The organism is Pseudoalteromonas sp. G5_S1_54_S4, from assembly GCF_054968565.1.
Genome location: NZ_JBQKUL010000012.1, coordinates 42,530 through 66,865, shown reverse-complemented (window position 1 = coordinate 66,865; position 24,336 = coordinate 42,530). Strand labels below are relative to the sequence as shown.

The 24,336-nt window shown below is 39.1% G+C and carries 24 protein-coding genes; 4 read left to right on the top strand and 20 right to left on the bottom strand.

Annotation, left to right across the window (positions count from 1 at the left end; translation table 11 throughout):
* Positions 1-11 precede the first annotated feature (11 nt).
* The 15 genes from ACTRWE_RS07065 to ACTRWE_RS06995 form a co-directional block, all read right to left on the bottom strand.
* A complete protein-coding gene (locus ACTRWE_RS07065; RefSeq protein WP_008112559.1) occupies positions 12-287 on the bottom strand; it encodes an HU family DNA-binding protein in 276 nt (91 codons plus the stop codon).
* 208 nt (positions 288-495) lie between these two features.
* Positions 496-1,035, bottom strand: a complete 540-nt coding sequence (locus ACTRWE_RS07060) for a DUF3833 domain-containing protein (protein WP_028834801.1) — start codon at positions 1,033-1,035, stop codon at positions 496-498.
* A gap of 1 nt (position 1,036) precedes the next feature.
* On the bottom strand, positions 1,037-1,525 hold the full coding sequence (locus ACTRWE_RS07055) for a chalcone isomerase family protein (RefSeq protein WP_013463263.1): 489 nt from the start codon (positions 1,523-1,525) through the stop codon (positions 1,037-1,039).
* A gap of 30 nt (positions 1,526-1,555) precedes the next feature.
* Complete coding sequence (locus ACTRWE_RS07050; RefSeq protein ID WP_013463262.1) at positions 1,556-2,056, bottom strand: DUF2878 domain-containing protein; 501 nt, start codon at positions 2,054-2,056, stop codon at positions 1,556-1,558.
* Positions 2,034-3,296 carry a class I SAM-dependent methyltransferase gene (locus ACTRWE_RS07045; RefSeq protein WP_462879733.1) on the bottom strand — a complete coding sequence of 421 codons (1,263 nt, stop codon included), beginning with the start codon at positions 3,294-3,296 and terminating at the stop codon, positions 2,034-2,036. The genes ACTRWE_RS07050 and ACTRWE_RS07045 overlap by 23 nt, the downstream gene beginning before the upstream one ends.
* A gap of 54 nt (positions 3,297-3,350) precedes the next feature.
* On the bottom strand, positions 3,351-4,088 hold the full coding sequence (locus tag ACTRWE_RS07040) for a DUF1365 domain-containing protein (protein WP_462879732.1): 738 nt from the start codon (positions 4,086-4,088) through the stop codon (positions 3,351-3,353).
* Positions 4,081-5,334: an NAD(P)/FAD-dependent oxidoreductase gene (locus ACTRWE_RS07035; RefSeq protein WP_064664223.1), complete on the bottom strand. Its 1,254-nt coding sequence runs from the start codon at positions 5,332-5,334 to the stop codon at positions 4,081-4,083. The genes ACTRWE_RS07040 and ACTRWE_RS07035 overlap by 8 nt, the downstream gene beginning before the upstream one ends.
* Positions 5,331-6,041: an SDR family NAD(P)-dependent oxidoreductase gene (locus ACTRWE_RS07030; protein ID WP_138765367.1), complete on the bottom strand. Its 711-nt coding sequence runs from the start codon at positions 6,039-6,041 to the stop codon at positions 5,331-5,333. The genes ACTRWE_RS07035 and ACTRWE_RS07030 overlap by 4 nt, the downstream gene beginning before the upstream one ends.
* A gap of 2 nt (positions 6,042-6,043) precedes the next feature.
* Positions 6,044-6,472 carry a nuclear transport factor 2 family protein gene (locus tag ACTRWE_RS07025; RefSeq protein WP_013463257.1) on the bottom strand — a complete coding sequence of 143 codons (429 nt, stop codon included), beginning with the start codon at positions 6,470-6,472 and terminating at the stop codon, positions 6,044-6,046.
* A 1-nt stretch (position 6,473) separates the two neighbouring features.
* Entirely contained in the window at positions 6,474-7,868 is a 1,395-nt protein-coding gene (gene phrB / locus ACTRWE_RS07020) for a deoxyribodipyrimidine photo-lyase (RefSeq protein ID WP_024600871.1), read from the bottom strand.
* On the bottom strand, positions 7,868-8,821 hold the full coding sequence (locus tag ACTRWE_RS07015) for a YbgA family protein (RefSeq protein WP_024600872.1): 954 nt from the start codon (positions 8,819-8,821) through the stop codon (positions 7,868-7,870). Before ACTRWE_RS07015 ends, phrB begins: the two co-directional genes overlap by 1 nt.
* Positions 8,822-8,829: 8 nt before the next feature.
* Positions 8,830-9,495, bottom strand: a complete 666-nt coding sequence (locus tag ACTRWE_RS07010) for a ChrR family anti-sigma-E factor (RefSeq protein WP_013463254.1) — start codon at positions 9,493-9,495, stop codon at positions 8,830-8,832.
* Positions 9,488-10,111 (bottom strand): sigma-70 family RNA polymerase sigma factor, encoded by a 624-nt coding sequence (locus tag ACTRWE_RS07005; protein ID WP_013463253.1) that lies wholly within the window; start codon positions 10,109-10,111, stop codon positions 9,488-9,490. Before ACTRWE_RS07005 ends, ACTRWE_RS07010 begins: the two co-directional genes overlap by 8 nt.
* Before the next feature lie 70 nt (positions 10,112-10,181).
* Positions 10,182-10,760 carry an LON peptidase substrate-binding domain-containing protein gene (locus ACTRWE_RS07000; RefSeq protein WP_029750255.1) on the bottom strand — a complete coding sequence of 193 codons (579 nt, stop codon included), beginning with the start codon at positions 10,758-10,760 and terminating at the stop codon, positions 10,182-10,184.
* 228 nt (positions 10,761-10,988) lie between these two features.
* On the bottom strand, positions 10,989-11,267 hold the full coding sequence (locus tag ACTRWE_RS06995; RefSeq protein ID WP_013463251.1) for a hypothetical protein: 279 nt from the start codon (positions 11,265-11,267) through the stop codon (positions 10,989-10,991).
* Between the two features lie 297 nt (positions 11,268-11,564).
* On the opposite strand from ACTRWE_RS06995, the gene trhA reads away from it, so the two are divergent.
* Positions 11,565-12,194: a PAQR family membrane homeostasis protein TrhA gene (trhA, locus tag ACTRWE_RS06990; protein WP_036954828.1), complete on the top strand. Its 630-nt coding sequence runs from the start codon at positions 11,565-11,567 to the stop codon at positions 12,192-12,194.
* Positions 12,195-12,397: 203 nt separating this feature from the next.
* Positions 12,398-15,427, top strand: coding sequence for a bifunctional diguanylate cyclase/phosphodiesterase (locus tag ACTRWE_RS06985; RefSeq protein WP_462879729.1), 3,030 nt, complete (start codon positions 12,398-12,400; stop codon positions 15,425-15,427).
* A gap of 1 nt (position 15,428) precedes the next feature.
* Here the strand turns inward: ACTRWE_RS06985 and ACTRWE_RS06980 are convergent, their stop codons facing one another.
* Both ACTRWE_RS06980 and ACTRWE_RS06975 read right to left on the bottom strand, forming a co-directional pair.
* Entirely contained in the window at positions 15,429-15,734 is a 306-nt protein-coding gene (locus ACTRWE_RS06980; protein ID WP_058156002.1) for an MGMT family protein, read from the bottom strand.
* Complete coding sequence (locus tag ACTRWE_RS06975) at positions 15,724-16,626, bottom strand: LysR family transcriptional regulator (protein WP_013463247.1); 903 nt, start codon at positions 16,624-16,626, stop codon at positions 15,724-15,726. The genes ACTRWE_RS06980 and ACTRWE_RS06975 overlap by 11 nt, the downstream gene beginning before the upstream one ends.
* A 122-nt stretch (positions 16,627-16,748) precedes the next feature.
* On the opposite strand from ACTRWE_RS06975, the gene ACTRWE_RS06970 reads away from it, so the two are divergent.
* Both ACTRWE_RS06970 and ACTRWE_RS06965 read left to right on the top strand, forming a co-directional pair.
* The gene (locus ACTRWE_RS06970; protein WP_013463246.1) at positions 16,749-17,831 is read left to right on the top strand and encodes an efflux RND transporter periplasmic adaptor subunit; all 1,083 of its coding nucleotides are present in this window, start codon (positions 16,749-16,751) and stop codon (positions 17,829-17,831) included.
* Between the two features lie 2 nt (positions 17,832-17,833).
* The gene (locus ACTRWE_RS06965) at positions 17,834-20,899 is read left to right on the top strand and encodes an efflux RND transporter permease subunit (RefSeq protein ID WP_013463245.1); all 3,066 of its coding nucleotides are present in this window, start codon (positions 17,834-17,836) and stop codon (positions 20,897-20,899) included.
* Between the two features lie 57 nt (positions 20,900-20,956).
* Here the strand turns inward: ACTRWE_RS06965 and rluF are convergent, their stop codons facing one another.
* From rluF to ACTRWE_RS06950, 3 genes are read right to left on the bottom strand one after another with little or no spacing between them, the layout of a single operon-like run.
* Positions 20,957-21,946 (bottom strand): 23S rRNA pseudouridine(2604) synthase RluF, encoded by a 990-nt coding sequence (gene rluF / locus ACTRWE_RS06960; protein WP_013463244.1) that lies wholly within the window; start codon positions 21,944-21,946, stop codon positions 20,957-20,959.
* 43 nt (positions 21,947-21,989) lie between these two features.
* A complete protein-coding gene (locus tag ACTRWE_RS06955; RefSeq protein ID WP_013463243.1) occupies positions 21,990-23,075 on the bottom strand; it encodes a DUF418 domain-containing protein in 1,086 nt (361 codons plus the stop codon).
* Between the two features lie 27 nt (positions 23,076-23,102).
* Entirely contained in the window at positions 23,103-24,317 is a 1,215-nt protein-coding gene (locus tag ACTRWE_RS06950) for an EAL and HDOD domain-containing protein (protein ID WP_016899728.1), read from the bottom strand.
* Between the last annotated feature and the right edge of the window lie 19 nt (positions 24,318-24,336).

Below are 24,336 nucleotides of genomic sequence, written 5' to 3'. Positions count from 1 at the left end.
AAACCTAAACCTTATAGGTTTACTTGGTCTTTAAGACCTTTACCTGGTTTAAAGCTTGGAATAGTCGCTGCTGAAATTTGGATTTCTGCACCTGTTTGTGGGTTACGACCTGTGCGAGCAGCACGTTCTTTAACTGAAAAAGTACCAAAACCAACTAATGCAACAGAGTTGCCTTCTTTTAGTGAAGAAGTTACAGCGCCTGTGAATGCATCAAGTGCACGTGTAGCGGCTGCTTTAGAGATTTCTGCGTCAGTAGAGATTTTTTCAACTAGTTGAGCTTTGTTCATTATTAGATTCCTATTCGTTATTATTTTGCCTTCGCAAATCCTATCTTTATGCATTTTCGAAGAGTTAGCAACAGCAAATTACGTTTTTTATCTAAAATACTAAAAAATTAGTAAAATTATAATAATTCACTGTAAAATACAGCGAGTTGAGTTAACAAAAACTTAATTTAAGCACAAATATAGTGCAGCTATGCACTGTGATGAGTCGCTATATTTTTTCTATTACTAAAGTCACTTCCCCGACCTCAACGCCAAACTTAACAATAGATGTGCGGTTTATCAAGCGCGTATTGGTGACTAAATACATCCAATCATCAAAGTTAACTTCAAAAGTGCTGCCATCGTAAGGAATTTCTACATTGTAGTTCCAATGAAAAACACTGCCATCACTTTTGCCTGTGGCCGTGCCTAAAACATCAGAAGCAGTACCGGTTAACGTGTTGTCGTCGTTTAAGGTTATTTTCCAAATACGTTTTTGGGTTTCGCCGTCATCATAAACGAAGTCTTCCTCAATAACGCCTTGGTTGCCATCCCACGTAGCGCTCAAGTCTACAACAAGCTTTCGGGTTAATTCGCCTTTAAAGTCTTGTACAACACCGTAGGCTTTTAAATCGCCGCTAAAAAAAGTCTTAAAATCGAAATTAGGTTCTGAGCCTTTGTAATGCTCTACACTCGGCGCAGAACAACTTGCAATAAAGAAGCTTACTACCAGTAGCAAAGTTACTTTGATACGTTTTAGATTAATCATATTAAATCCCTAAAAGTTGATTTCTAATCGATGGTTCTGAGGTGTTCTCACTTAGCCAAATAGCTAAGAAGTCATCTGCAAAAGTGGTGTCTTCTATGCGGCCTATTTCATTGTCATTGTGAAAGAAAATACTGTGTCCTTGCTGATCGGTCAGTAAGGTTAACGATTCACCCTTTTTAATGTCTGGCCATATGGCTAATAATTTATCTGCATAGCGAGCTGATAATTGTGATTTACCTAAATGTTGCCATTGCTCTTTAGTGGCTTTTACAATGTCTTTAGCATCAAAGTCGCGCAGGTAAGTTAAAGTAAATTTAACCGGCGTTTGCTTGGGACTATAAGATCCAGAGGGAGTAAAAAGCGTTGCATCATAAACATCCCAAAAAAGGTATTCCATACGTGCCTCGCCCACTTTGTTAAACTGGGTATCAGCATAAGCAGCATGGTTAAACAGGGCATAAATTAGTACTAAATTTAAAAGCGTTTTCATAATCAGCTCCAAGCAGTAAATACAATTGTTTTATTGCTTAATAAACGCGCCAATTTTACCGTTAATAAATAAAATAACGCTAAACGTTGCAGCCCATAAAGCACCGTATAAAGGCCAAAATTGCCATAACGGCAAGCCGAGCTCTAACACATCGAATCGCGCCCCTGCCCAGTAACTTCCTGGTGCAAACACTAAGCATACAATAAACGCTTGCCAAGGTTTGATGGTTGTTAAAAACGACATTGAGGTGTTAATACATAGCAATAAAGCAGCCCATAAAAACACTAACCAAAGCGGAAATGGCGCTACTTTAAATTCAATCAGACCGAACTTAACCGCGATAAATTCACTTAGTAAGGCTAGTGGTAAGCACTTTAGAAGCAAAAAAGCATCCTGTTTTTTTTGCGCTGACAAATAAAACATTAATGCAATGACTACTGTTGAATAGACAATTGAATGCTGTTCAAGCAGTAGGCATAAAAACCACACTACTTGAAACAGTACAAAATTAATAAGCGAGTGCAATCTCATCATTACTACTCGTAAAACGGGGTTTGCGTGCCATTAAATGCACGGTGCTTGTTGCGCGAGTTCTAAATGCGCCCTCGCAATAAGCAAAATAAAATAGCCATAAACGATAAAATCGCTCATCAAATTTATTACTATCGAGGTTTGGCCAACTTGCAATGAAACGATCTCGCCAATCAGCAAGGGTTCTTGCGTAGTGAGCACCAATATCGCTAACTGTGTGGATATTCATATCGGTATGATTTTTTATTTGCTCACTCATTTCGTTGAGCGAAGGCAAACACCCACCAGGGAAAATATATTGCTGAATAAAGTCAGAATTTTTTAAATAATGCTGGTAACGCTGGTCGCTAATTGTAATTGCTTGAATAAGCATAGCACCGTCGTCTTTTAATAGCTGACCGCACTGAGTGAAAAAACTAGGCAAGTACTCATGACCAACCGCTTCTATCATCTCTATTGATACTAGCTTATCGTATTTACCGGTTAATAAACGGTAATCTTGTTTGAGCAAGGTTATTTTGTTTTCAAGCCCAAGCTCTTTAATTTTATTTGCAACATAATCGTGCTGTTCATTAGAGATGGTAGTGGTTGTTACATGGCAGTCGTAGTGAGTGGCCGCATAAATCGCAAATGCTCCCCAACCTGTACCAATTTCAATGACTGTGTCGCCTTGTTGTAACTCAACTTGCTCACAAATACGCTGTAATTTGTATTGCTGTGCTTGCTCAAGGGTAGCGTCTTTACTTGGGTATACAGCACTTGAATAAAGCATTTCTTTGCTTAAAAAAGACTCGTATAAGTCATTGCCTAAGTCGTAGTGCGCAACAATATTCTTTTTAGAACCCGAATGAGAGTTTTTATTTTTAATGTGGTTTATACGATGAGCAATGTTACTAAAAAAAGCGAATTTCTTTTCAAATGCGTCTAGTTGGTCTTGGTTAATTGCAAAAATTTCGATCAACCGAGTTAAGTTATCACACTGCCACTGCCCTAATATGTAAGATTCTCCCGCGCCAATACTTCCCGAGAGCGCAAATGCTTTATACATAGCAGTATCATTAACGGTTACCGTTACTTTAAGCTCTGATGACGTATCGCCAAATACAGACTGCTGATTATTGTCTACAAGCACTATTTGGCCTGTTTCAATAGACGAGAACGCTTTGAATACTAACTTCTTGTATAAGTTAGTAAACCAACTTGTGCGTTCTTGAACGCGTAAGCTCGATACCTTTTCCATACACTTACCTATATTATTGTTATTACTTGTTAAACAACATAAATTAATAAAAAATTATGATCTACCTGAATGACCTAAAAATGGGACTTTTTTTACAAACAGTTTAAATGCCTGATAGTAAATACCTTTGAAAATAGACCATGTCATTGCTGGAAAACGCTTAAGCAATTTACTCATTTGTGCTGTGCAGAGTGTTTGACGCTGTAACCTTAACGATGCGTCAAAAAGTAATTCGTCATCACGCTTATTTTCTATACGTATCAGTATATTGTCTTGCTTTTGTCGAACAGTCCAATGGTAGTTCATATCTAAGTTCATGAAAGGTGATACGGAAAAAACTTTCTTAAAGTTCACTTTTTTTTGTAGTGGAACCAAGTAGTAATGTCGTTCATTCCATGGGGTATTACTCACCTCAGCGACCATGTAGCTAAATTGATTATCGTCATGGCCAAAAAAATAAAAATTAACGGGGCTAAAGTAAATACCCAAGCAGCGTAACTGCCCTAACATATAAACATGACTGAACTTTTCTTCAACACCTAGCGCAGCTAACTGAGCGCGAGCACGCTCTACAATGGGCTTATTGTCAGTGTTCGCCAATCCTTTCAAATAGTCAGACTGTTTAAATTTTAAAGCCTTAAATCCTGTGGTACCAAGTTGTTTATGTACCCCATTAAGTGCTTCGATGTTATTTAAGTCAACCCACATCATATAAAGCGGGTAATTAAACGCATGATGTTTAACAGCAAAACGGCGATGTTTAACATCGCCTAAATACACTGCATTAGTCAAACTCTACTCCAAGTTGCTTGGCCACATCAACGGCGCTGCGCACACCATCCTCATGAAAACCGTTGTACCAATACGCTCCGCAAAAGTACGTGTTATTTTGCCCATCAACGGTATGCTTTTGCTGTTGAGCGGCAATAGATGATTGGTTAAATACCGGATGATGATAGGTAAATTCACGTAAAATTTTACTCTGATTAATACCTTCTAAGTGGTTCAAGGTAACGCAGAACTGTGTATCTGATTTGATCCCTTGCAGTATATTCATTTGATACGTAACCACCGCCGCTTTATCGGTATTATTATTGAGCAAATAATTCCAACTTGCCCATGCGGCTTTTCTATCCGGTAATAATGATTCATCAGTGTGAAGTACTACTGAATTTTCTGTGTACGGGATAGCACCTAAAACAGTGGTTTCTTGCTCACAAGGATCGCCAAGCAAAGCTAAAGCTTGATCAGAGTGACAGGCAAAAATGACTTTATCAAACTGTGCTTGCTGATCATCTGCAAAGGTAATTGTTACGCCTTCTGCGTTTCTAGTCACAGACTTAATGTGACTGTTAAGTTTTATGTTGTCGGCAAAACCGGCAATTAAAGGCTTAATGTATTCTCGCGAGCCACCGGGAATAACGTACCATTGCGGCCTATTGGTAATGTCTAATAAACCATGGTTGAAGAAAAACTTTACAAAAAACTCAACCCCTACATTTTCCATTTCTTTAATGCTTGTCGACCAAATGGCAGCACCCATAGGTAAAATGTAGTGGTATTTAAAGAAATCATTAAAACGATGTTGTTGTAATAATTGACCTAGTGATTGCTCTGTGTAGTGACCTTTTGCGTGCAAAGCCTTACATAACTTATTAAAACGCACGATGTCATACAATAAACGCCAAAATTTAGGTCTAACTATATTTCTGCGCTGAGCAAATAAACTACTAAATGTATGCCCATTGTATTCAAAGCCGGTTGCTTCGTTATGCACACTAAAACTCATTTGTGTAGGTTTACGTTTTACACCAATGCGTTCAAGCAACTTTTCAAAATAAGGGTATGTTCTATCATTAAATACAATAAACCCCGTATCTACCGCGTAATTAATACCGCTGTGCTCTACATCTACAGTTGCGGTGTGACCACCAATATAATCATTTTTTTCAAATAATGTGACATCGTAATGCTTGTGCAGTAAATGCCCGCAGGTTAAACCTGATACGCCAGTCCCAATTATTGCTATTTTTTTCAACGGGTTAATCCTTTTGCAATTTTAAGCCAAAGCGAAAGTGGCAATATTCGCAATGCTTTAAGTATAAGTGTAAAACGATAGGGGAAATGAACTTCTTTGCGGCGTTTAGCGACGCCTTTTATTATATAGTCAGCCGCTTTTTCGGCTGTAACAGCCATCGGCATAGGGAAATCATTTTTATCAGTTAAAGGGGTTTTTACAAAACCAGGGTGTACTAATGTCACATCAACATCGGTTAAATCTATCGCTAGGCTCTTAGCTAAATAGCTAACGCCTGCCTTTGATGCTCCGTAGGCTTCTGAACGTGGTAATGGTAAATAAGTAACACTTGAACTAACCATTACTAATTGCCCGCCAGAAACTATTTTTGGCAAAAGCGCCTCTAAGCAGTAACCCATTGATAACAAATTAACGTTAATAACACGCTCAAATAAGGCGCTATCAAAATTACGTGCATCGTCAACATACTCGCAGTTGCCAGCATTGAGAATTACGCGGTCAAATTGAGTGTACCCTAACGTTGCCGCTTTTATATCTTGTAAATTAGTGGCGTCAAATTGGCAGGTTTCTATGTTGTTGTGTTTACCTAGTTCAGCAAGTTTTTGCGTATTACGCCCGCAGGCGATCACTGTATCACCCTGCTCGGCATACTTAATAGCAAGTTGCTCACCAATACCCGACGTTGCACCTGTAATAAGGGTAATCATAGTTAACCAGCCCTTTTATCAATAAAATTAATGATATTACCTAGTAATGGGATATGCTTGTATAACAGCTCACCAGCATTAAAGTAATCTCGATGTTTTACAATCTTGTCGCCTTCAAATACCAACTTGCTGTGCCCTTGCACTGTGATGGTTTTACCGGCATTCAGTTTTGGGTGAGAGTAATACATTGTCCAATACACAAATGCGTTATTATCGTTGGTAAATGAATCGGTTATGTCAAATCGACAATCCTTAACATTACTGTATAAACCACAAAAATAACGCCTTAAATCTTCTAGACCATTAATTTCGTGCAGCGGATCTATAAATTGTATATTTTTTGCGTAAATTTCGGTTAATAACTCAAGGTTATTTTTATCAAGCTTTTGATATATTTCTACAAATTTATCGACTGATAATTGGTTATCCATATCACACCTTAAATGCATCTAAAGCCCTAGCTCGTGCTGCTTTATGATCAACAATTGCCGGCCAGTAACAGTGTTCACTTTGCCCCGTTGCTGCTAAATAGGTATGAGGAAAATGAATGTGTTTATCTGGGACTTTTTCTAATTCAGGCAGATATTTACGAATAAATTGACCACTTGGATCAAAGCGTTCACTTTGAGTAATAGGGTTAAACACTCTAAAATAAGGCTGTGCATCACAGCCTGTACTTGCCGCCCATTGCCAGCCGCCATTATTCGAGGCTAAATCACCATCAATAAGGTGCTGCATAAAAAACTGCTCGCCCTTACGCCAGTCGATTAAAAGATGTTTAGTTAAGAAACTTGCCACTACCATTCGCAAACGGTTATGCATCCAACCAGTTTGCAATAGCTGTTGCATGGCAGCATCAACAAGTGGATAGCCAGTGCGGCCTTCACACCAAAGCTTAAATTCAGCCTCATTATCACGCCAAACAACACTATCGTACTTTTCGTTGAAATTAGCACCGCGCGATAATTTAGGAAATTCGGCAATGAGGTGTTTATAAAATTCACGCCAAATCAGCTCGTTCACCCACGTAAAGGTTTTACTTTTTGAGGTAGTCAAAATATCTGGATACTGCTGTTGTATGTTGACCATTAACTGCTTACTGCTAACAACCCCTAATGCTAAATATGGGCTTAAACCTGATGTTCCTTTTACACTAGGTATATCGCGTACATCATCATAACTTGCTAATTTATCATGGATAAAATTATCGACCACATTCGCTAAAGTGTCGTCATCAACCGGCCATTTTTTTGAACTGTCATCACTGCTGAGTAATTCACACGATTCAATCTCAATAGGGTTTGAAGATAATGGCCACGACACCAAGCTAAAGTGAGTATCTTGATACTGTTTTAACCACGCCCGCTTAAAGGGCGTAAACACTTTATACATTTCATTGTTTTGTGTGCGTACACTGCCAACAGGTGCAATGATGTCACCTTCGTATAAAGTAAATGTTATTTGCTGTTGATCGCATTGCGCTTGAATCGCTTTATCTCTATTAAACTCATTAAGCTCATATTCTTTATTGGCTATTATGTGTTTAATCTCATACTGCTGACAAAATTCGAGAAGCTTAGTTTGGCAGTCTGTGAAATAAGGAGCCTCTATCACGTGTAAATTAATGCCATACTCAGCTAATTTTTCACGGATATAACTGACTCTGCGTTTTAGCAAATCAATTTGAATTGGTGCAGTGTTATGCTGTGCCCATTGTTTTTCGCACACAAAAAAAATGGTGTGTTTAGCACCATTATTTAACGCTTCAATAAGCGCTTCGTTTGAAAAAAGGCGCAAATCGCGCCTAAACCAAAATAGTGTATTCATTACAAACCGTAACGTAACTTTAATTCATTAGGATAAGGGTTAAAGTATATTTGCTTGCTTAAATATTCATTAGGATGAACCTTTAAATGATGCTTAAGCAAGGTTAGTGGTACATAAAGCGGTACCAACCCTTGGCGATATTCGTCTATTGCATCTCGCATTTCTTCTTTTTCGATTTTCGATAAATCTCTTTTGAAGTAACCTTGCAAGTGCATTAAAGTATTTGAATTGTTTTTTCTTGACGCAGGACGTTTCAACGCGGTCATTAAACCGAGAATATACTCATCGGCTAATGCGTTTATATCATCACCTAAATAAGTACCAAGCAAGTGGCCTAAGTCACGGTAAGCTTGATAGTTATGAGCCATCAACAAGTATTTGTATTGCGCGTGAAACTGAGTTAACCGATGAACTGTAATGGGTTCTTTCACCAACTGCTGCCAATTATGTAATGTATAAACACGCATAACAAAATTTTCGCGTAAATGAACGTCGTTCAAACGACCGTTTTCTTCACAGGGCAGTAATGGATTGTGTTTCATGATTTGTTCTGCAAAAAAACCAATCCCTTCAGAGGTGTTACCGGTTCCTGCTTCATTGTAAATTTTAACGCGCTCCATGCCGCAACTCGGGCTTTTAGCACAAAAAACAAACCCACTTAAATGACCAGCTTGCTCGGTGGCTATTTTTTTGCCGTATTCTGTTAGCTGAGGGCCAACATCACCTGTACCATCTGGACGACACACTTTAATTGTATCAGCAGTTCTTACTTGACGAATTGTCGGGCGCGGTATAGGTAAGCCAACCGCAACCTCAGGACAATACATTTTATATTCAACATGTTTTGCCAGCTCTTCCATACAAAAGTTAGATTTTTTGTGGCCGCTGTCAAATCTTACCTTTTCGCCTGCTAAGCAGGCGCTAATACCTATTTTTATTGTATCTGTTTGCATAGATTCTCTTAATAAATCAAGCTGCCAATTGGATTAAGCAACTTGCTAAGTCCTTTATTGAAATGTAGCGCACTACTGACTACAGTAAAGCACAAACATCCCTCTTTTGTTAAAGGAGTATGTTGATGACGGCCATCTTGCCAAATAAAATCACCTGGTACATAACTGCCTTCTTCATCTGTAAATTCGCCATCAAGAAGTAGCGTAACTTCAAAACCTGTATGTGTATGCTCAGGAATTTCACCGCCTGCGTCTATGTGCAATAAACTCGAGCGCAAATGCCCATCGTCAAGCGCTATACGTGAACGAGCAAGCTTACCTACTTGTGTAAATTTGCTATGAGAAATACGTGTTAATGCTCTTGGTAAGCTGTAATTATAGTCATTCACTTCAATAGTGACAGGTTCAACGGCATAAACTTCATCAATCGAATCGTCTGACGTGATTAATTCAAGCAACCCTGAGTCCGCTATATCGTCGCTTTGCTCATCGTTATTAACATTCATGTTGTCACTAAACACTGCTTTTGCATTACTTGCCTCGAGTTTTTCAACCTCAGCTTGGCATATTGGGCACATATCTACATGAATAGATACGGCTAAGCTTAGTGATGCGGGAAGTGTTGCTGCACAGTATTGTGTCAGTAGTGTTTCACTCGGGTGATGTTTAATCATGCTGATCTCCCATTTCATTACGTAATTTCTGCAAGGCTAAACGTAATCGTGATTTTACCGTGCCTACTGGAATGTTTAATTGTTGAGCAAGCTGCTCTTGCGACATATCTTGAAAGTAAACACCGCGTACCACTTCTCTTTGTGCTTGTGGCAGTTTATCTAGGTAGCGCTTAATTTGTTTATCTTCAAGGTGGTCACTGTATTCGTGATGTGTATCTTCTGATTCATTCAATAACGGCCAGATGTCTTCGCTGATATTTTCTTCTTTGTTACTTTTCATTTTTCGAAGCATATCAAAGGACGCATTACGCATTACCGTATAAACCCACGTAGTGGCTGCGCCTTTGTCGCTGTTGTACAAATGCGCTTTTCGCCACACTGAAGTGAGCGTTTCTTGCACCAACTCCATTGCTTGGGCTTCTACACCAAACTGCTTAATGCCAAAGCGTTTGATCTTTGGTGCAAAATATTCAAACAAGTACGCGAAAGATTTTTTATCGCGAGATTGGGCTACATTAACTAATGCTTCCCTGAGTTCCGTACTTGGCGTTTCTGGCATGGCAGTATACTTACCTGTGTTAGGTTCACAACGTAATGTTTGTTGTTGACTTACCATAGTAAAATGTCCCGTTATAGCTTTTGTAAGTACCATTACGAGCTAAGAATGTAAGCGGATCAAAATTATTTTAGGCAAATTCGTTATTAATCACAGTATGGAGGAAATTCAGCAAGTTATCAAAATTAGTTTCAAATGCAAGTTGTTGTTTTTTCTCAATAGAAATAGGGAGAAGCTCAAGCCATCTGGCAACAACCCAAGTAAGTTGATTAAACTGGGTATGTTTATAAAGAGACTGTAGCTGTGGGTTATTAGAGAATACTTCTTCTAGTGCCACTTGAAGTAGTTGATGTTCACCAATGTCATGATTACTGCTATTGTACCAATAAGGTGTATTGCACGCAGAGACCTCGCCATGGCGTAACTCCTGTTCGTCTTGGTACACGTTATCTAGTTGCACACTTTTTGATGCAAAAACATCAATCAACAGCATACCGCTTTCGTCTTGATCAAAATCAATAATATCCATTAAACACCCTTGGGCGCTTATATTAAATGGTGTGTCGTGTTCGAAGGTGCAAAGTACAAAACCGCTGTTTGTTTTTAATGCGTTTCTAACCATCGTCAAATAACGAGGCTCAAATATACGTAATCGCGTATAGCCTTCAGGTAATATAAAAATCGGTAATGGGAAAATCGCACGTTTCATAAAGTCTACTTCTTTCAAACACTCTGCCTTTATTTACGTGCGCTCTATTGAAGTCGATCAGCTTTAGTTACATCGATTGTTTTACCGTGTAAGTGCATTCGCTAATTAAACCTCGTTCCCACATTTTTTATCATGTAAGCGATGTAATATACACTCAGTACACTTGCCACTGGCACCAACATCAGGGCTAACAATTCGAACTCGCTGTTCATCACTTATTCCCTATTTTTATTGCTTTTGTTGTGTTTTTACTACAAGTTGCTTTTCATCAATGCCACTATTATCAACAACTGGGTTGGTTTGTAGTAAACCATCTAAAATAGCTTGGGCATCAAAAGAAACGGCTTCTTTTACTGACTGTTCAAGTTCATGGGTTGCTTGTGATACATAAGTTGTCACCGTTTTAGTCAACATATCTGTAATATCTAAATCGACCTCTGTTGCATGTACTTGAGATGAACCTAATAAAAGTAAACTAGCCAGTGTCATGTTAATTGAAGTTTTCATAATGTTATTCCTTGTTTGTTTATTGGTTAATACACCTAGATACAATCAAGGGCTGTGCCATAAAGAAAAAAATCAATAAACCTTTGTTTTATAAGGATATAAAATAAAAATGTTAAGATTTGCAAAATATGTGTTAGTTAATTTAACTAACAATTTAAAAAATATAACCAAATAGTAGTGTATTTTTTAACATGCCGTAATCCATAAACTGGCAGCACCATGTCAATCAATTCTCAATTGATAATTTCAGCGTACACTTGTACACTAAACGTTAAATTGTAAGTGGTAGGATCTGTTATGTCTTTTGAAGCGCCCTATTCTAAAAAAGAAGAGCTATTAAATGTTGTTAGCCATGCTTTAGGTATTTTATTTGCTGCATTTGTAATTTGGGATTTATTTAAACAAGCTAACTCTGTAAAAGGTTACGCCAGCACAGTCGTTTATGGCAGCAGCTTATTTATTTTATTTTTGTCCTCTACACTTTATCACGCCAGTGTTCGTCCTAAATTAAGAGCGTTTTATAAAAAATGTGACCACTGTGCTATTTACATGCTTATTGCTGGCACATATACCCCTTTTTTATTACTCTCTTTATCTGGGATTTGGTCTTGGGCTACCTTGGTATTTATTTGGACAGTAGCTTTAGCCGGTGTTGCTTATAAACTGCTTGTTAAAAATGGCAATAAAAAAGTGTCACTCGCTACCTATTTATTAATGGGCTGGTTTGCACTGGCAATTATATACCCACTTTACTCAAACTTACCTATCAACGCACTATACTGGCTACTTACTGGCGGTTTATTTTATAGCGTGGGTACATTGTTTTACAGCGCTAAAAACACTCAATATAGCCACGCTATTTGGCATCTTTTTGTCATTGGCGGTTGTGTAAGTCATTATATTGCCATTACTCACTATGTGTATTAACTAAATACACATAGTGCCTTCCTAGCTAATCTCACAATGTAGCCTATTATTTCACTCAAGCTTTAGTAAATCACGGTGGTTATTTTAAAGTATAATTAAATCTCCCTAATGCTTTAGATGACTGTTTGCTATACTGTTTCAGGAACTTAAAACGCCATTGTTCTAAATGGACGCGGCTTAAACAACGCTAGGTGTTATTTACATTGTCACCATCTAATACTCGACCACAGATACTGAGCTTGTTTATAAAAGCAAGACTGGTGTTGATCACATTGTTAATCTCAACGCTTGCATCTGTGTATTCAATTTATCTACTCGATCAATACATTTATCAGCAAAAGCAAAACTCTATCAGAAAGGTGGCGGGTAGCTACGTTAACCATATTAGAAATAATCTTAACCAAGCACTTTCTGCAGCCTATCCTATTGCGGCATTAATTCGTACTCAAAATGGCGAGACTAAAGGCTTTGAAGAACTCGCTTCTGAAATGTTAAGTCTTTATCCTGGTCTTGACGCCTTACAACTTCATAAAAACGGTATTCTTACACACGTTGTTCCACTTAAGGGCAATGAAAGTGCTATCGGTAATAATGTTTTAGAGAACCCACTGCGAACGCAAGAGGCATTTTTAGCCAAAAAAACAGGTAAATTAACCCTTGCTGGCCCTTTTGAATTATTTCAAGGTGGTATGGGTGCAGCGGCTAGGCTGCCTGTGTATCTAGATACCTCACAGGGAAACCAGTTTTGGGGATTTGCCACTGCGCTTATTCGTTTTCCTGATATTCTTCAAAGCGTTAATTTAGCTCAACTGCCACAGGCAGGCATTGGTTATGAGCTTTCAAAAGTCATGCCCGATACAAATGATGTGCAAATCATTGCTACCTCAGACAACCAAATAACAAAAAACACGGTCGACTTTAACATACAAGTGCCAAACGGCGTTTGGGTATTTAAAGCCTACCCTATCAGGGGCTGGCAAGACAATAGTATGCTGTTACTTGGTATTGCTATTGCGGTTGTGTTTACTTTCTTAACTTCACTTTCATCTTATCTGATAACCCGATTAAGAGCGAGCCACCTAAAATTAGAAAAAAAAGTAGAGCAACGTACTCATGCATTACAAAATAACATTAAAGCATTAACTGATACCGAAAGACGACTTCTTTTAAGCCAAAAAGTGGGGGGAATTGCGACTTGGGAATGGGACATAAAAACCAATATAATCCGCTTTTCTGAACATGGTATAAGACTAATTACTGGCAATGTTAAACAATTAGAAATGACTAAAAATGAATACCTAGCCAGTATTCACCCAGATGATCGCGCCAATATAGTAGGCGATATAAATCAATGTATTGACGCGGCGAAAGAATATAATGTTGATCACCGTATTATTACTAAACGGGGTAACGTTCGTTGGTTTAATACTAAAGGGACTCTTGTTAGAGACAGCTCTGGCAGCGCAATTACCATGTTGGGTGTCTCGGTTGATATTACTGAACGTAAATTAATTGAAGAAAAACTGCATTTATCCTCTCGGGTTTTTAGAGATACCCATGAAGGGATTATTATTACAAATGCTGATAAAGTTATTGTTGATGTCAATCCTGCCTTTTGTCATATAACCGGTTATAGCCACGATGAAGTTATAGGCCGCAATCCATCATTTTTAAATTCGGGCAAACAAACAGAGTCATTTTATAAAAACATATGGAAACAGCTCAGCCTATATGGTCATTGGCAAGGTGAAGTGTGGAACTGTAAAAAAGACGGTGAACTTTATGCTGAGCTACTTAATATTTCAGTTTTAAAAGACGACAACAACGTTACTTTTTACTTAGGAATATTTACCGATATCACCCAAGCTAAACGCCAACAAGAGCAACTTAGCCGTATTGCACATTATGATTTATTAACTAACTTGCCAAACCGCGTATTGCTTGCCGATAGGCTCAGCCAAACCATGTTGCAATGCCGTCGCCATAACAATTCTCTGGCGGTGGTGTTTCTTGATTTAGATGGATTTAAGCATGTTAATGATTCTCATGGCCATGATATTGGCGATAAGTTATTAATTGCACTTTCAATCCGTTTAAAAGATGCACTTCGTGAAGGTGATAGCTTGGCCCGTATTGGTGGCGATGAATTCGTTGCTGTATTAACTAATTTAGGATCAGTTGCCGATTGCGTACCTGTACTTGAGAGGCTACTGGCTGCAGCAGCAAAACCTGTCACTGTTAACGATATTGTTTTGAATGTCTCTGCCAGTATTGGGGTAACAATATACCCAGAAGATAATTTAGATGCTGAACAACTGATGCGCCATGCCGATCAAGCCATGTATATTGCCAAACAAATGGGCAAAAATCGTTATCATTTATTCGATACAAGTCAAGGAGATACAGTTAAAGCACAGCAAACCGGCATTACACTTATCCGTGAAGCCTTAGCTAATGATTGGTTTGTACTTTATTATCAACCAAAAGTAGATATGCGAACGGGTAGTATGATTGGCGTTGAGGCATTAATACGCTTGCAACACCCAGAGCGCGGGTTGCTTAGCCCTATTGAATTTTTACCTGTAATTGAAAACAATGCGCTAATGATAGACGTTGGCGAATGGGTTATTAACGCTGCATTATCTCAAATTAACCACTGGCAAATTTTAACACCTAGTTTAAACATAAAAGTGAGCGTTAATGTTGCCGCAGTTCAATTACAGCAGCCTGAATTTACAGCGCGGCTAACTGAATTACTATTGGCACATCCACAGGTCGATGCTAGAAACCTAGAGCTAGAAGTACTGGAAACCAGTGCGCTTAACGATGTAGCCCACGTATCTAAAACCATGCAAGATTGTAAAGCTTTGGGCGTTGAGTTTTCATTAGATGACTTTGGTACGGGTTACTCCTCACTCACATACTTAAGGCGTTTACCTGCAAGCCTAATAAAGATAGATCAAAGCTTTGTTAGGGATATGCTTGAAGACTCTAACGATTTAGCAATTGTAAAAGGCGTTATTGCACTGGCCAAATCGTTTAAACGAAGCGTTATAGCTGAAGGCGTAGAAACCCCGGAACATGCAGCAACACTAATGCTACTTGGCTGTTATTTAGCACAGGGCTATGGTATTGCTAAACCAATGAAAGCCGCAGATATTCCTATTTGGCTAGACGAATGGACCGCAGATGAAATTTGGGCTTTAACTGACTTACAAAAAATGGATTATTAATTTATTGCCAGCGGTGTTTTGCCATATTAATTCGTTGATTATTAAAAGTAACGCCCTCAGCAAGTAACTTTTCTCGTTGTATTTGATACTGCGCACAGCCCTGTGCAAACGCTATTTTACCTTGGCTGTTAACCACTCTATGCCATGGGATAGTAGAATCTTTAGGCATCTCTTTTAATAATCGACCAACTAGCCTTGCATTATTAGGATACCCTGCAAGCGCCGCTACTTGGCCATAACTGGCAACACACCCTGAGGGTATACTCGCAATAATAGTGTAAATAACCGTTTCTTTATTAACGTCCATTATTGTTTAAATACTCCTGACTGAGTAATTCAAATTGCTGCCAAATTTTACGGGCAACAGGACCATGGTGCATAGCATGTTGACGAAAAGCACGAATTTGCGCGCTAAACTGATGCTCTCTGTCTGTTACTATTATTTGCTGTAATGAGCCCGCGGTAATTTCTTTTTTACAGTGGCCTAAGCTCATCATTGCCCATCCTGCACCTGACAATAAAAACGACTTTAGGGTAGATATGTCATCTATTTTCATTACCGCAGCCCCTTTAGAATAAGACAACCTGTCGCTGTCTATGCTCAAGCCACTTTCAAACATCGCTAAACACGGGTAAAGTTGTAACTCATCGTAGGTAAGCTGCTTAGGTAAAATCCCTTTTGCGCCAACAATGCCTATATCTAGCTTGCCTATCGGTAAGCTTTCTAAATCGCCGGTGGCATGAAATAAATCAAACCATGGGCCAATCCCAAGCTCGGCTTGGCCGGTATTCACTTGCTCTAAAGATACAAACCGTTTACCACTGGTTAAACGAAATTCTGTACTAGAAAAATGCTTAAAAGTATTACTTATGATCTCGTTATAACTTTGCACATGACAAATTTGCTCATAGCAAACTCTATATTGCGCTTCATTCCCCAGCGCCAGCTCGGTTGCAAGCTGTGTAAGCTGCTCATTCGCGTTTAAAAGCTGTTTAGCTTCACGATGAAAAATACGTCCTTTTTCGGTAAGTTGTAATCGGTATTTAGAACGGTCGAGTAGATCAAAACCTAATTTCGCCTCTAAGTTTTTAATCGCCAGTGTCAATGCAGGCTGAGTTTTATGTAACTTTAATGCAGCGCCACTTAAGCTCGCACTTTGCACAATAGCATCTAAAATTTGTAATTGATTAAGTTTCATAGTCAGCCCAGCACATTATAAGTAAAACTTATTGAGTTTCTAAAATTTAATGAATTTTATTTTATATGTTTGCAGCGTATGCTGCACTGACTTATTTAGCCTTTTTTTATCATGGAGATATCATGCCACTGTTTCGCTTATGTTTACTATCTGCGACATTACTAAGTTTAATAGGCTGCTCGGAGCCCGAGAAAATAGTTAAAGAAGAGCCGATTCGCCCTGTTAAATTATTTAGTATTGGTCATGATTCGCAAACAAACATACGCAGTTTTCCTGCGGAAGTCGTTGCAAACCAGGGCTCGTACCTGGCTTTTAGGGTCAATGGTGAGTTGGTTGAATTTCCTGTATTAGCCGGTGAGCAGGTAAAAAAAGGGCAACTATTGGCGAAATTAGACCCTGAAGATTTTCAATTACAATATAATGAGCGCAAAGCGCGCTATGAACTGGCTAAGTCGCAGCTAAAACGTATTAAACAACTATTTGATAAAAATATCACCAGTCAATCCGAGCTTGATCAAGCGGTTGCCAATGAACAAGTCGCTGAGTCAGCGTTTAAAATTGCAGAAACGAATTTAGAGTACAGCGAACTTCGCGCTCCTTTTGCTGGCATAGTAGCCAAAGTATTTGTAAAAAACTTTGAAAGTATTCAAGCAAAACAAAATGTTTTGCGCTTAGAAACCCGCGATTTTATGGATGTAGCAATACAGGTTCCTGAAAAAATCGTGGCACGTATTCAAAAAGATACCCAATATCAACCTATGGTTGAATTTGATGGCTATCACGACAAGCAATACAAACTCACGCTTAAAGAATGGGATACCCAAGCCGATCCTGCAACACTCACCTATAAAGTGGTGTTTTCATTACCGGTGCCAGAAGATTTTAACTTACTTGCGGGTATGTCGGGACAAGTGATGATAGATTTGAGCAAAGTTACACGCTCACAAACCCCCTACACTATTTTACCTATTGAGTCGGTATTTTCAGATCCTAATAAAAGCCTAAGCGATAATGCCTATGTGTGGGTTTTTAATCAGCAAACTGGCACTGTGCATAAACAAGCAGTACAAGTGGGTCAATTGCATCACGACACTATTGAAGTGCTTAGCGGCGTAAAAGAAGGCCAACAAATTGTCTCTGCTGGTGTTCACTCTTTACAAGAGGGCATGTCTGTTCGTCCTTGGAATAAAGAGCGAGGCTTATAATTATGGGCTTTGCGCAACTATCTATTGAGAAAAAAGTCATTAGCTGGATGTTTACGCTGTTGCTGTTAATTGGCGGCAGTGTATCTTATTTTGATTTAGGCCAGCTGGAAGACCCTGAATTCACTTTAAAAAAAGCCATGGTGATCACTTTATACCCGGGCGCCTCTCCACAGCAAGTCGAAGAAGAAGTCACATTTCCGATTGAAAATGCCATTCAACAGCTCCCCTATGTTGATTATGTCACCTCTATTTCATCCAATGGTAAATCACAAATTACCGTAGAAATGAAAAGCACCTATCGTAAACAAGAGCTTAGACAAATATGGGATGAAATGCGTCGTAAAATAAACGACCTTAGCCCGTCGCTGCCAAGTGGTGTTTACCCCAGTAATGTGATTGATGATTTTGCCGATGTTTACGGCGTTATGTTTGCCGTCACGGGCGATGGCTACTCGTATGATGAATTAAAAGACTATGTTGATTATTTAAAACGTGAACTTGTTTTAGTCAAAGGAGTGAGCAAAGTTACAATTGCGGGCCAACAGCAGCCACAAGTAATGGTTGAGGTATCGACGCAAAAGCTTGCCCAACTTGGTATTGCGCCTAGTCATATTTATGATTTACTGCAATCACAAAACACCGTATCTAACGCTGGACGTATTCGCGTGGGTGATGAGTCTATTCGCTTGCACCCTACTGGTGAATTTAAAGATGTAAAAGAACTTGAAACCTTATTAATTTCAAAATCAGGTGCCAGCGAACTCATTTATCTAGGCGATGTTGCAAAGGTTTACCGTGAATATGCTGAAGTACCGACCAATGTGATTCATTACAATCAACAACAGGCTCTGCTTATTGGTGTGTCGTTTATGTCTGGGGTCAATGTTGTTGATGTGGGTAAACACATAGATGAGCACTTAGCATCTCTTGAGTATCAACGCCCGCATGGTATTGATATTAGCTCAGTGTATAACCAACCTAAAGAAGTAGAGCAGTCGGTAGATGGCTTTATTGTTAGTTTAATAGAGGCCATTGCAATAGTTATTGTAGTACTACTTATTTTTATGGGCTTTAAAAGTGGGGTTTTAATCGGCGGTATATTATTACTGACCGTATTAGGCACCTTTATATTTATGAAACTGTTTGCGATTGACTTACAACGTATATCATTAGGTGCGCTAATTATTGCACTAGGTATGCTGGTCGATAACGCCATTGTTGTGACCGAAGGTATTCTCATCAACCTCAAGCGCGGACAAACAAAGCTTAAAGCGGCAGTTAATATTGTCGATCAAACTAAGTGGCCACTACTTGGCGCAACAGTTATTGCCATAACCGCTTTCGCACCGATTGGTTTAAGCTCAGATGCCAGTGGTGAATTTGCTGGTAGCTTATTTTGGGTGCTGTTTATTTCTTTGCTCTTGAGCTGGATCACCGCAATTACGCTCACGCCGTTTTTTGCCCACTTGATGTTTAAAGAAACCGAATTTAAACACGAACATAATCAAGAGCATGAAGACCCTTACCAAGGCATCATATTCAATGGTTATAAAGCGATATTAAATTTAGCTATGCGCTTTAGAAAAACAACCTTAGTCCTTATGGTTGCTCTTTTATGCAGCGCTGTAGTGGGGTTTGGTGCTGTGAAGCAATCATTTTTTCCAGCCTCGAATACCCCGATGTTTTATGTCGATTACTGGCAAGATCAAGGCGCTGATATTCGCGCAACCCTTGAGGGCATTAAGCAGCTAGAAGCTTATTTACAAAAGAATGAACTGGTCACAGAAATCACCAGTACGGTTGGCCAAGGTGCGCCGCGTTTTATGCTGACTTACGCGCCTGAAAAATCCTACCCTGCTTATGGACAGTTAATTATTCGTGTCACCAATCGTGAAGCCGTCGCAAAAGTCATGCAAAAAGTGCGCGATTACGCAAAGCAACATCCACTGTCAGCAAAGTTAAAAGTAAAACCAATGGAGATTGGCCCCTCAACTGATGCCAAAATAGAAGCGCGGTTCTCAGGCCCCGATCCGGTTGTTTTAAGACAGCTTTCATCACAGGCTAAAGAGATTATCGCTAAAGACGACGGTGCCTTTAACATTCGAGATGATTGGCGTGCACGCACTAAAATGATTCGTCCGCAATTTAATGAACAAAAAGCGCGCCGTTTGGGGATCACCAAATTTGATCTTGACCAAGTTCTGTTAACGAGCCTGTCGGGTAAGCAAGTGGGTGTGTATCGTGATGGTACGCAATTATTGCCTATTATTGCCCGTTCACCGGCAAGCGAGCGTTTAAATGTAGACAGTGTTCACGATTTACAAATTTATAGCCCTGTTTTACGCGTGTTTGTGCCGGTTACCCAAGTGGTTGATGAATTTATTGTTGAGTGGGAAGACAGCTTAATTATGCGTCGCGATCGTAAACGCACCATTACTGTGATGGCAGATCATGATGTTTTGGGTGATGAAACGCCTGCAAAATTATTTGCTCGGGTTCGCGCTGAGGTTGAAGCAATTGATTTACCCCGTGGCTATGAAATGCAATGGGGCGGCGAGTTCGAATCATCAAGCAAAGCGAAAAAGGCTATTTTTGGCTCGTTACCACTGGGCTATTTAGCAATGTTTGCAGTAACAGTATTACTGTTTAACTCAGTGAAAAAACCTTTGGTTATTTGGGCAACTGTACCGCTGGCTATTATTGGTGTTAGTGCAGGCTTATTAGTGATGAATGCGCCGTTTAGCTTTATGGCGCTACTGGGCTTATTAAGCTTAAGCGGCATGCTAATTAAAAACGGCATTGTACTGGTTGATCAAATAAACTTAGAACTGAGTGAAGGTAAATCGCCATATCAAGCAGTGTTTGACTCAGGCGTAAGCCGTGTACGCCCTGTAGCCATGGCCGCTATCACGACAATACTTGGCATGATCCCATTACTATTCGATGTATTTTTTCAGTCGATGGCGGTCACCATTATGTTTGGCTTAGGGTTTGCCACCATACTTACGCTAATTGTAGTGCCGGTTTTATACACTGTGGTATTTAGGATTGATTACCCCAAACAGTAGGCTAACAAAAAACGCAGCTAAGGCTGCGTTTTTATTTGCTTTTTTACACAAGCTTAATTACTTTTTTAAGCTTAACGTGCCACTGCTGCGGGTTTTGTTTCCTGTGGCAGTATTTGCTTTGTGAGTATTTGATTTACCCACATAAGTAGTAGAGCGTTTTTGGTAAGGGGTATTTCGACTATTTTTTTTAGCGTGCTTTTGTTGCTCGTCATTATTTTCACGACGTAGTTTCCCGCCCTGAAAATCACGCTTATGAGCAGATTTAGCGCCACTATTTTTATCTTGTTCAGTGTACTTGCGCTGTTCAGTATCATCATAAAGTGAGTGTTCTTGCGTTTTACCTGAATCAGCAATTGAATCGTTAATGACCGCCATTTCAGCGTCGCTTAAATGTCGCCACTGCCCTACTTTTAAGCCTTTGAGAGTTACGTTCATAATACGCACACGTTTTAGTGTAACCACTTCGTAACCTAAGTATTCACACATACGGCGAATTTGACGGTTTAAACCTTGGGTTAAAATAATGCTAAATTGCTGCGCACCAGTCTGAGTAACTTTACACTTTTTAGTCACGGTATCTAAAATAGGAATACCGTTCGCCATTTTATTTACAAACTGACGATTAAGTGGTTTGTCTACAGTTACCACATATTCTTTTTCGTGGTTATTGCCAGCTCGCAAAATTTTATTAACGATATCGCCTTCATTGGTTAAAAAAATCAGCCCTTCTGAGGGTCTGTCTAAACGACCAATCGGAAATATACGTTCAGGATAATTAACGGCTTTAACTATATTACTTTGAATTTTACGCTCTGTGGTACAGGTAATGCCCACAGGCTTATTATAAGCAATATACACACGTTTAGGTGGTGCTTTTAATTGTTTACCATCAACCAAAACTACATCTGATTGGGCAACTTTAACACCCATTTCTGGTAATTCGCCATTAACGGTAACACGACCTTGCTCAATATATTTATCGGCTTCGCGGCGAGAGCAAAACCCGGTTTCACTAATAAATTTATTTAAACGCTTCAAGTCTGTCATCAGGCAAATCTTCTTAAATATAAAGGCGCATAGTTTAAACTACTCAAGCTATTTTTTCGCGGTTAATTTTCGCTAATTTACGCCATAGGTATTCAAGCGGGCCTTGCTTAAAATACCGGCAATAAATAGCTGTAAATATAAGCTGTACAATCACTAAGCTAATGGCGAGCAGCCAATAATCGAGTCGATTAAAACCAAGCGTCCACTGCGGAAAAAACACTTTAAACAATAATAACTGCATAATGGTTTGGCTTATGTATAAAGTAAACGCTAAGCGTCCAACTTGTTGGATAAGCCCCCCTATGTGGGCGCTGTTGTCACAAAGTTTAACGATTAAATGAATATAAAGCAGTGCAACACATAAGGCAGCAAGTTCATTAACAGGCTCTTGTAAGGCATAACCAATACCTTGATTGTATGGCACTAACATTAACCTTAAGCTAATAAATAACGCACTTAATAGAATAAGCTTAATAAGCAGCGCCTTACTAAGCCCTTTACTAAACACACCGTATTTGTAAGCCAAAATACCAATTAGCATAAACCCAGCACTAGCCCACAATAATAAAATAGGCACAGCCAACAACATATAGGCGCTCATTGCTATATTTTGGCTAAAGTGAGCACCGATGCTTTGGTAGTAACTAGTGTATATTTCGTAGTACTCGGGGGAATCTCTGTATAAGGGCGTCTCATTAAGTCCTAACATAAATATGGCAATGGTCATTAAAGAAATAAAAGTAAAAAGCGCCGCTTTGTTTTTAAGCTCTTCATTCGTGTAATCTAAATAGCGCAATATAAATAAACCTGACACCCCATATAAAAACAAAATGTCGCCCGCCCACAATAAAAAACCATGTATTAAGCCAAACACAATTAGCCAATGTAATCGTTTTTTTAGTGGCTCAGTGCATTGGTATCGCTGATACTGAATATAAAGACCCGCACCAAACAGTAAAGTGAATAAAGTGCGAAACCGACCTTCAAAAAATATAAGGCTTAGTATGTTTAGAAACTGATCGCTAGGTGGTGGTGTTGTGAGTGGCGTATAATTAAGCTCGAAAATAGCGAAGGAAAAACAGTTAATAAACACCAGACCAAGTACGGCTATGCCCCTTATAAAGTCCATATTATAATTGCGCAAAGCATGAATTCCCTAAATATTATCTTTATAGCTATCGGCCCATTGTACCGCTTGTTTGTATAATTTTGGTAAAAAAGCACTGTCTAAATTAATCAGTAATACCGCTTTCTCAAGCGCCCACCAGCTTCCTGTTTCGTAGGCTTTGACTGTTTCAAGGATATAATATAAGTTATTTTTTTCACCAGTTAACGCTGCTTTTATATCTTCCGGGAATGGAAGTTTATCAACCAGCAAGTCCATTGGCTTGTCTAAAATAGCATCGAGCAGTGAAAAAAGCCCCGTTAAAAATGCTTCACCTTGAACCTGCTTAGCAACTTTAGCGGCTATTAATTCACAAAACCGTGCGCGAATAACGCACATCTGCATGAGCTCTATAGGCTTAGAGCGTGCTGTATGGGCAGTGACAATTAAACTAACAAACTTTTTTAAACGCGCTTGGCCGAGGTAAACTAACGCTTGTTTTAATGACGAAATTTGGCTTTGTAGCGGAAACACACCGCTATTTAATAAACGCAGTAACTTGTAGGCCAATGCCGCATCAAGCTCAAATAAACCGGTGATCACTTTAACATCAGGATCTGGCTTCATTACTTCCGAGTAAATGGCGATCACTAGGCCGTAATTATAGTGAATATCTTTTTGTTCTATCATCACTGGGCGCGCAAAATAATAACCTTGAAAATAATCAAAGCCCATTTTACGGGCCAATTTATATTCTTCATCGGTTTCTATTTTTTCGGCTAGTAGTTTAATATTTTTGTACTTTTTAAGCTTATTAACCACCAGCGGAATTTCAGCAAGTGGAGTAAGGCGAATATCAAATTTAATTAAGTTGACCAGCTTTAAAAAGCGCTCCCACTGCGGCGTATAAACAAAATCATCAAGGGCTAATTTGTAGTTACTGTGAAATAGTTTGCGACATAGCTCGTAGGTATCGTCGGTGGGCTCTATGGTTTCAAGTAATTCAATGACAACATCTTTACAAGGTAAAAAATCACACAAATCAAGTTTTAACGACTCAGGGCCAATATTGATCAATGCTTTTTTACCCGAGGTAATGTGACGAGTACCTAGGTTAAGCTGGTTTTCCATGATAAGCCTCGCCGTTGCTTGACCATCAGATACACCAGGAAAGCAATTTTCAGGACTATCGCGAAATAGCAGTTCATAAGCAACTACATTTTGATTTCGATTTAGTATTGCTTGCCTTGCCACAAATACAGACACATTACCTACTTTATATTAT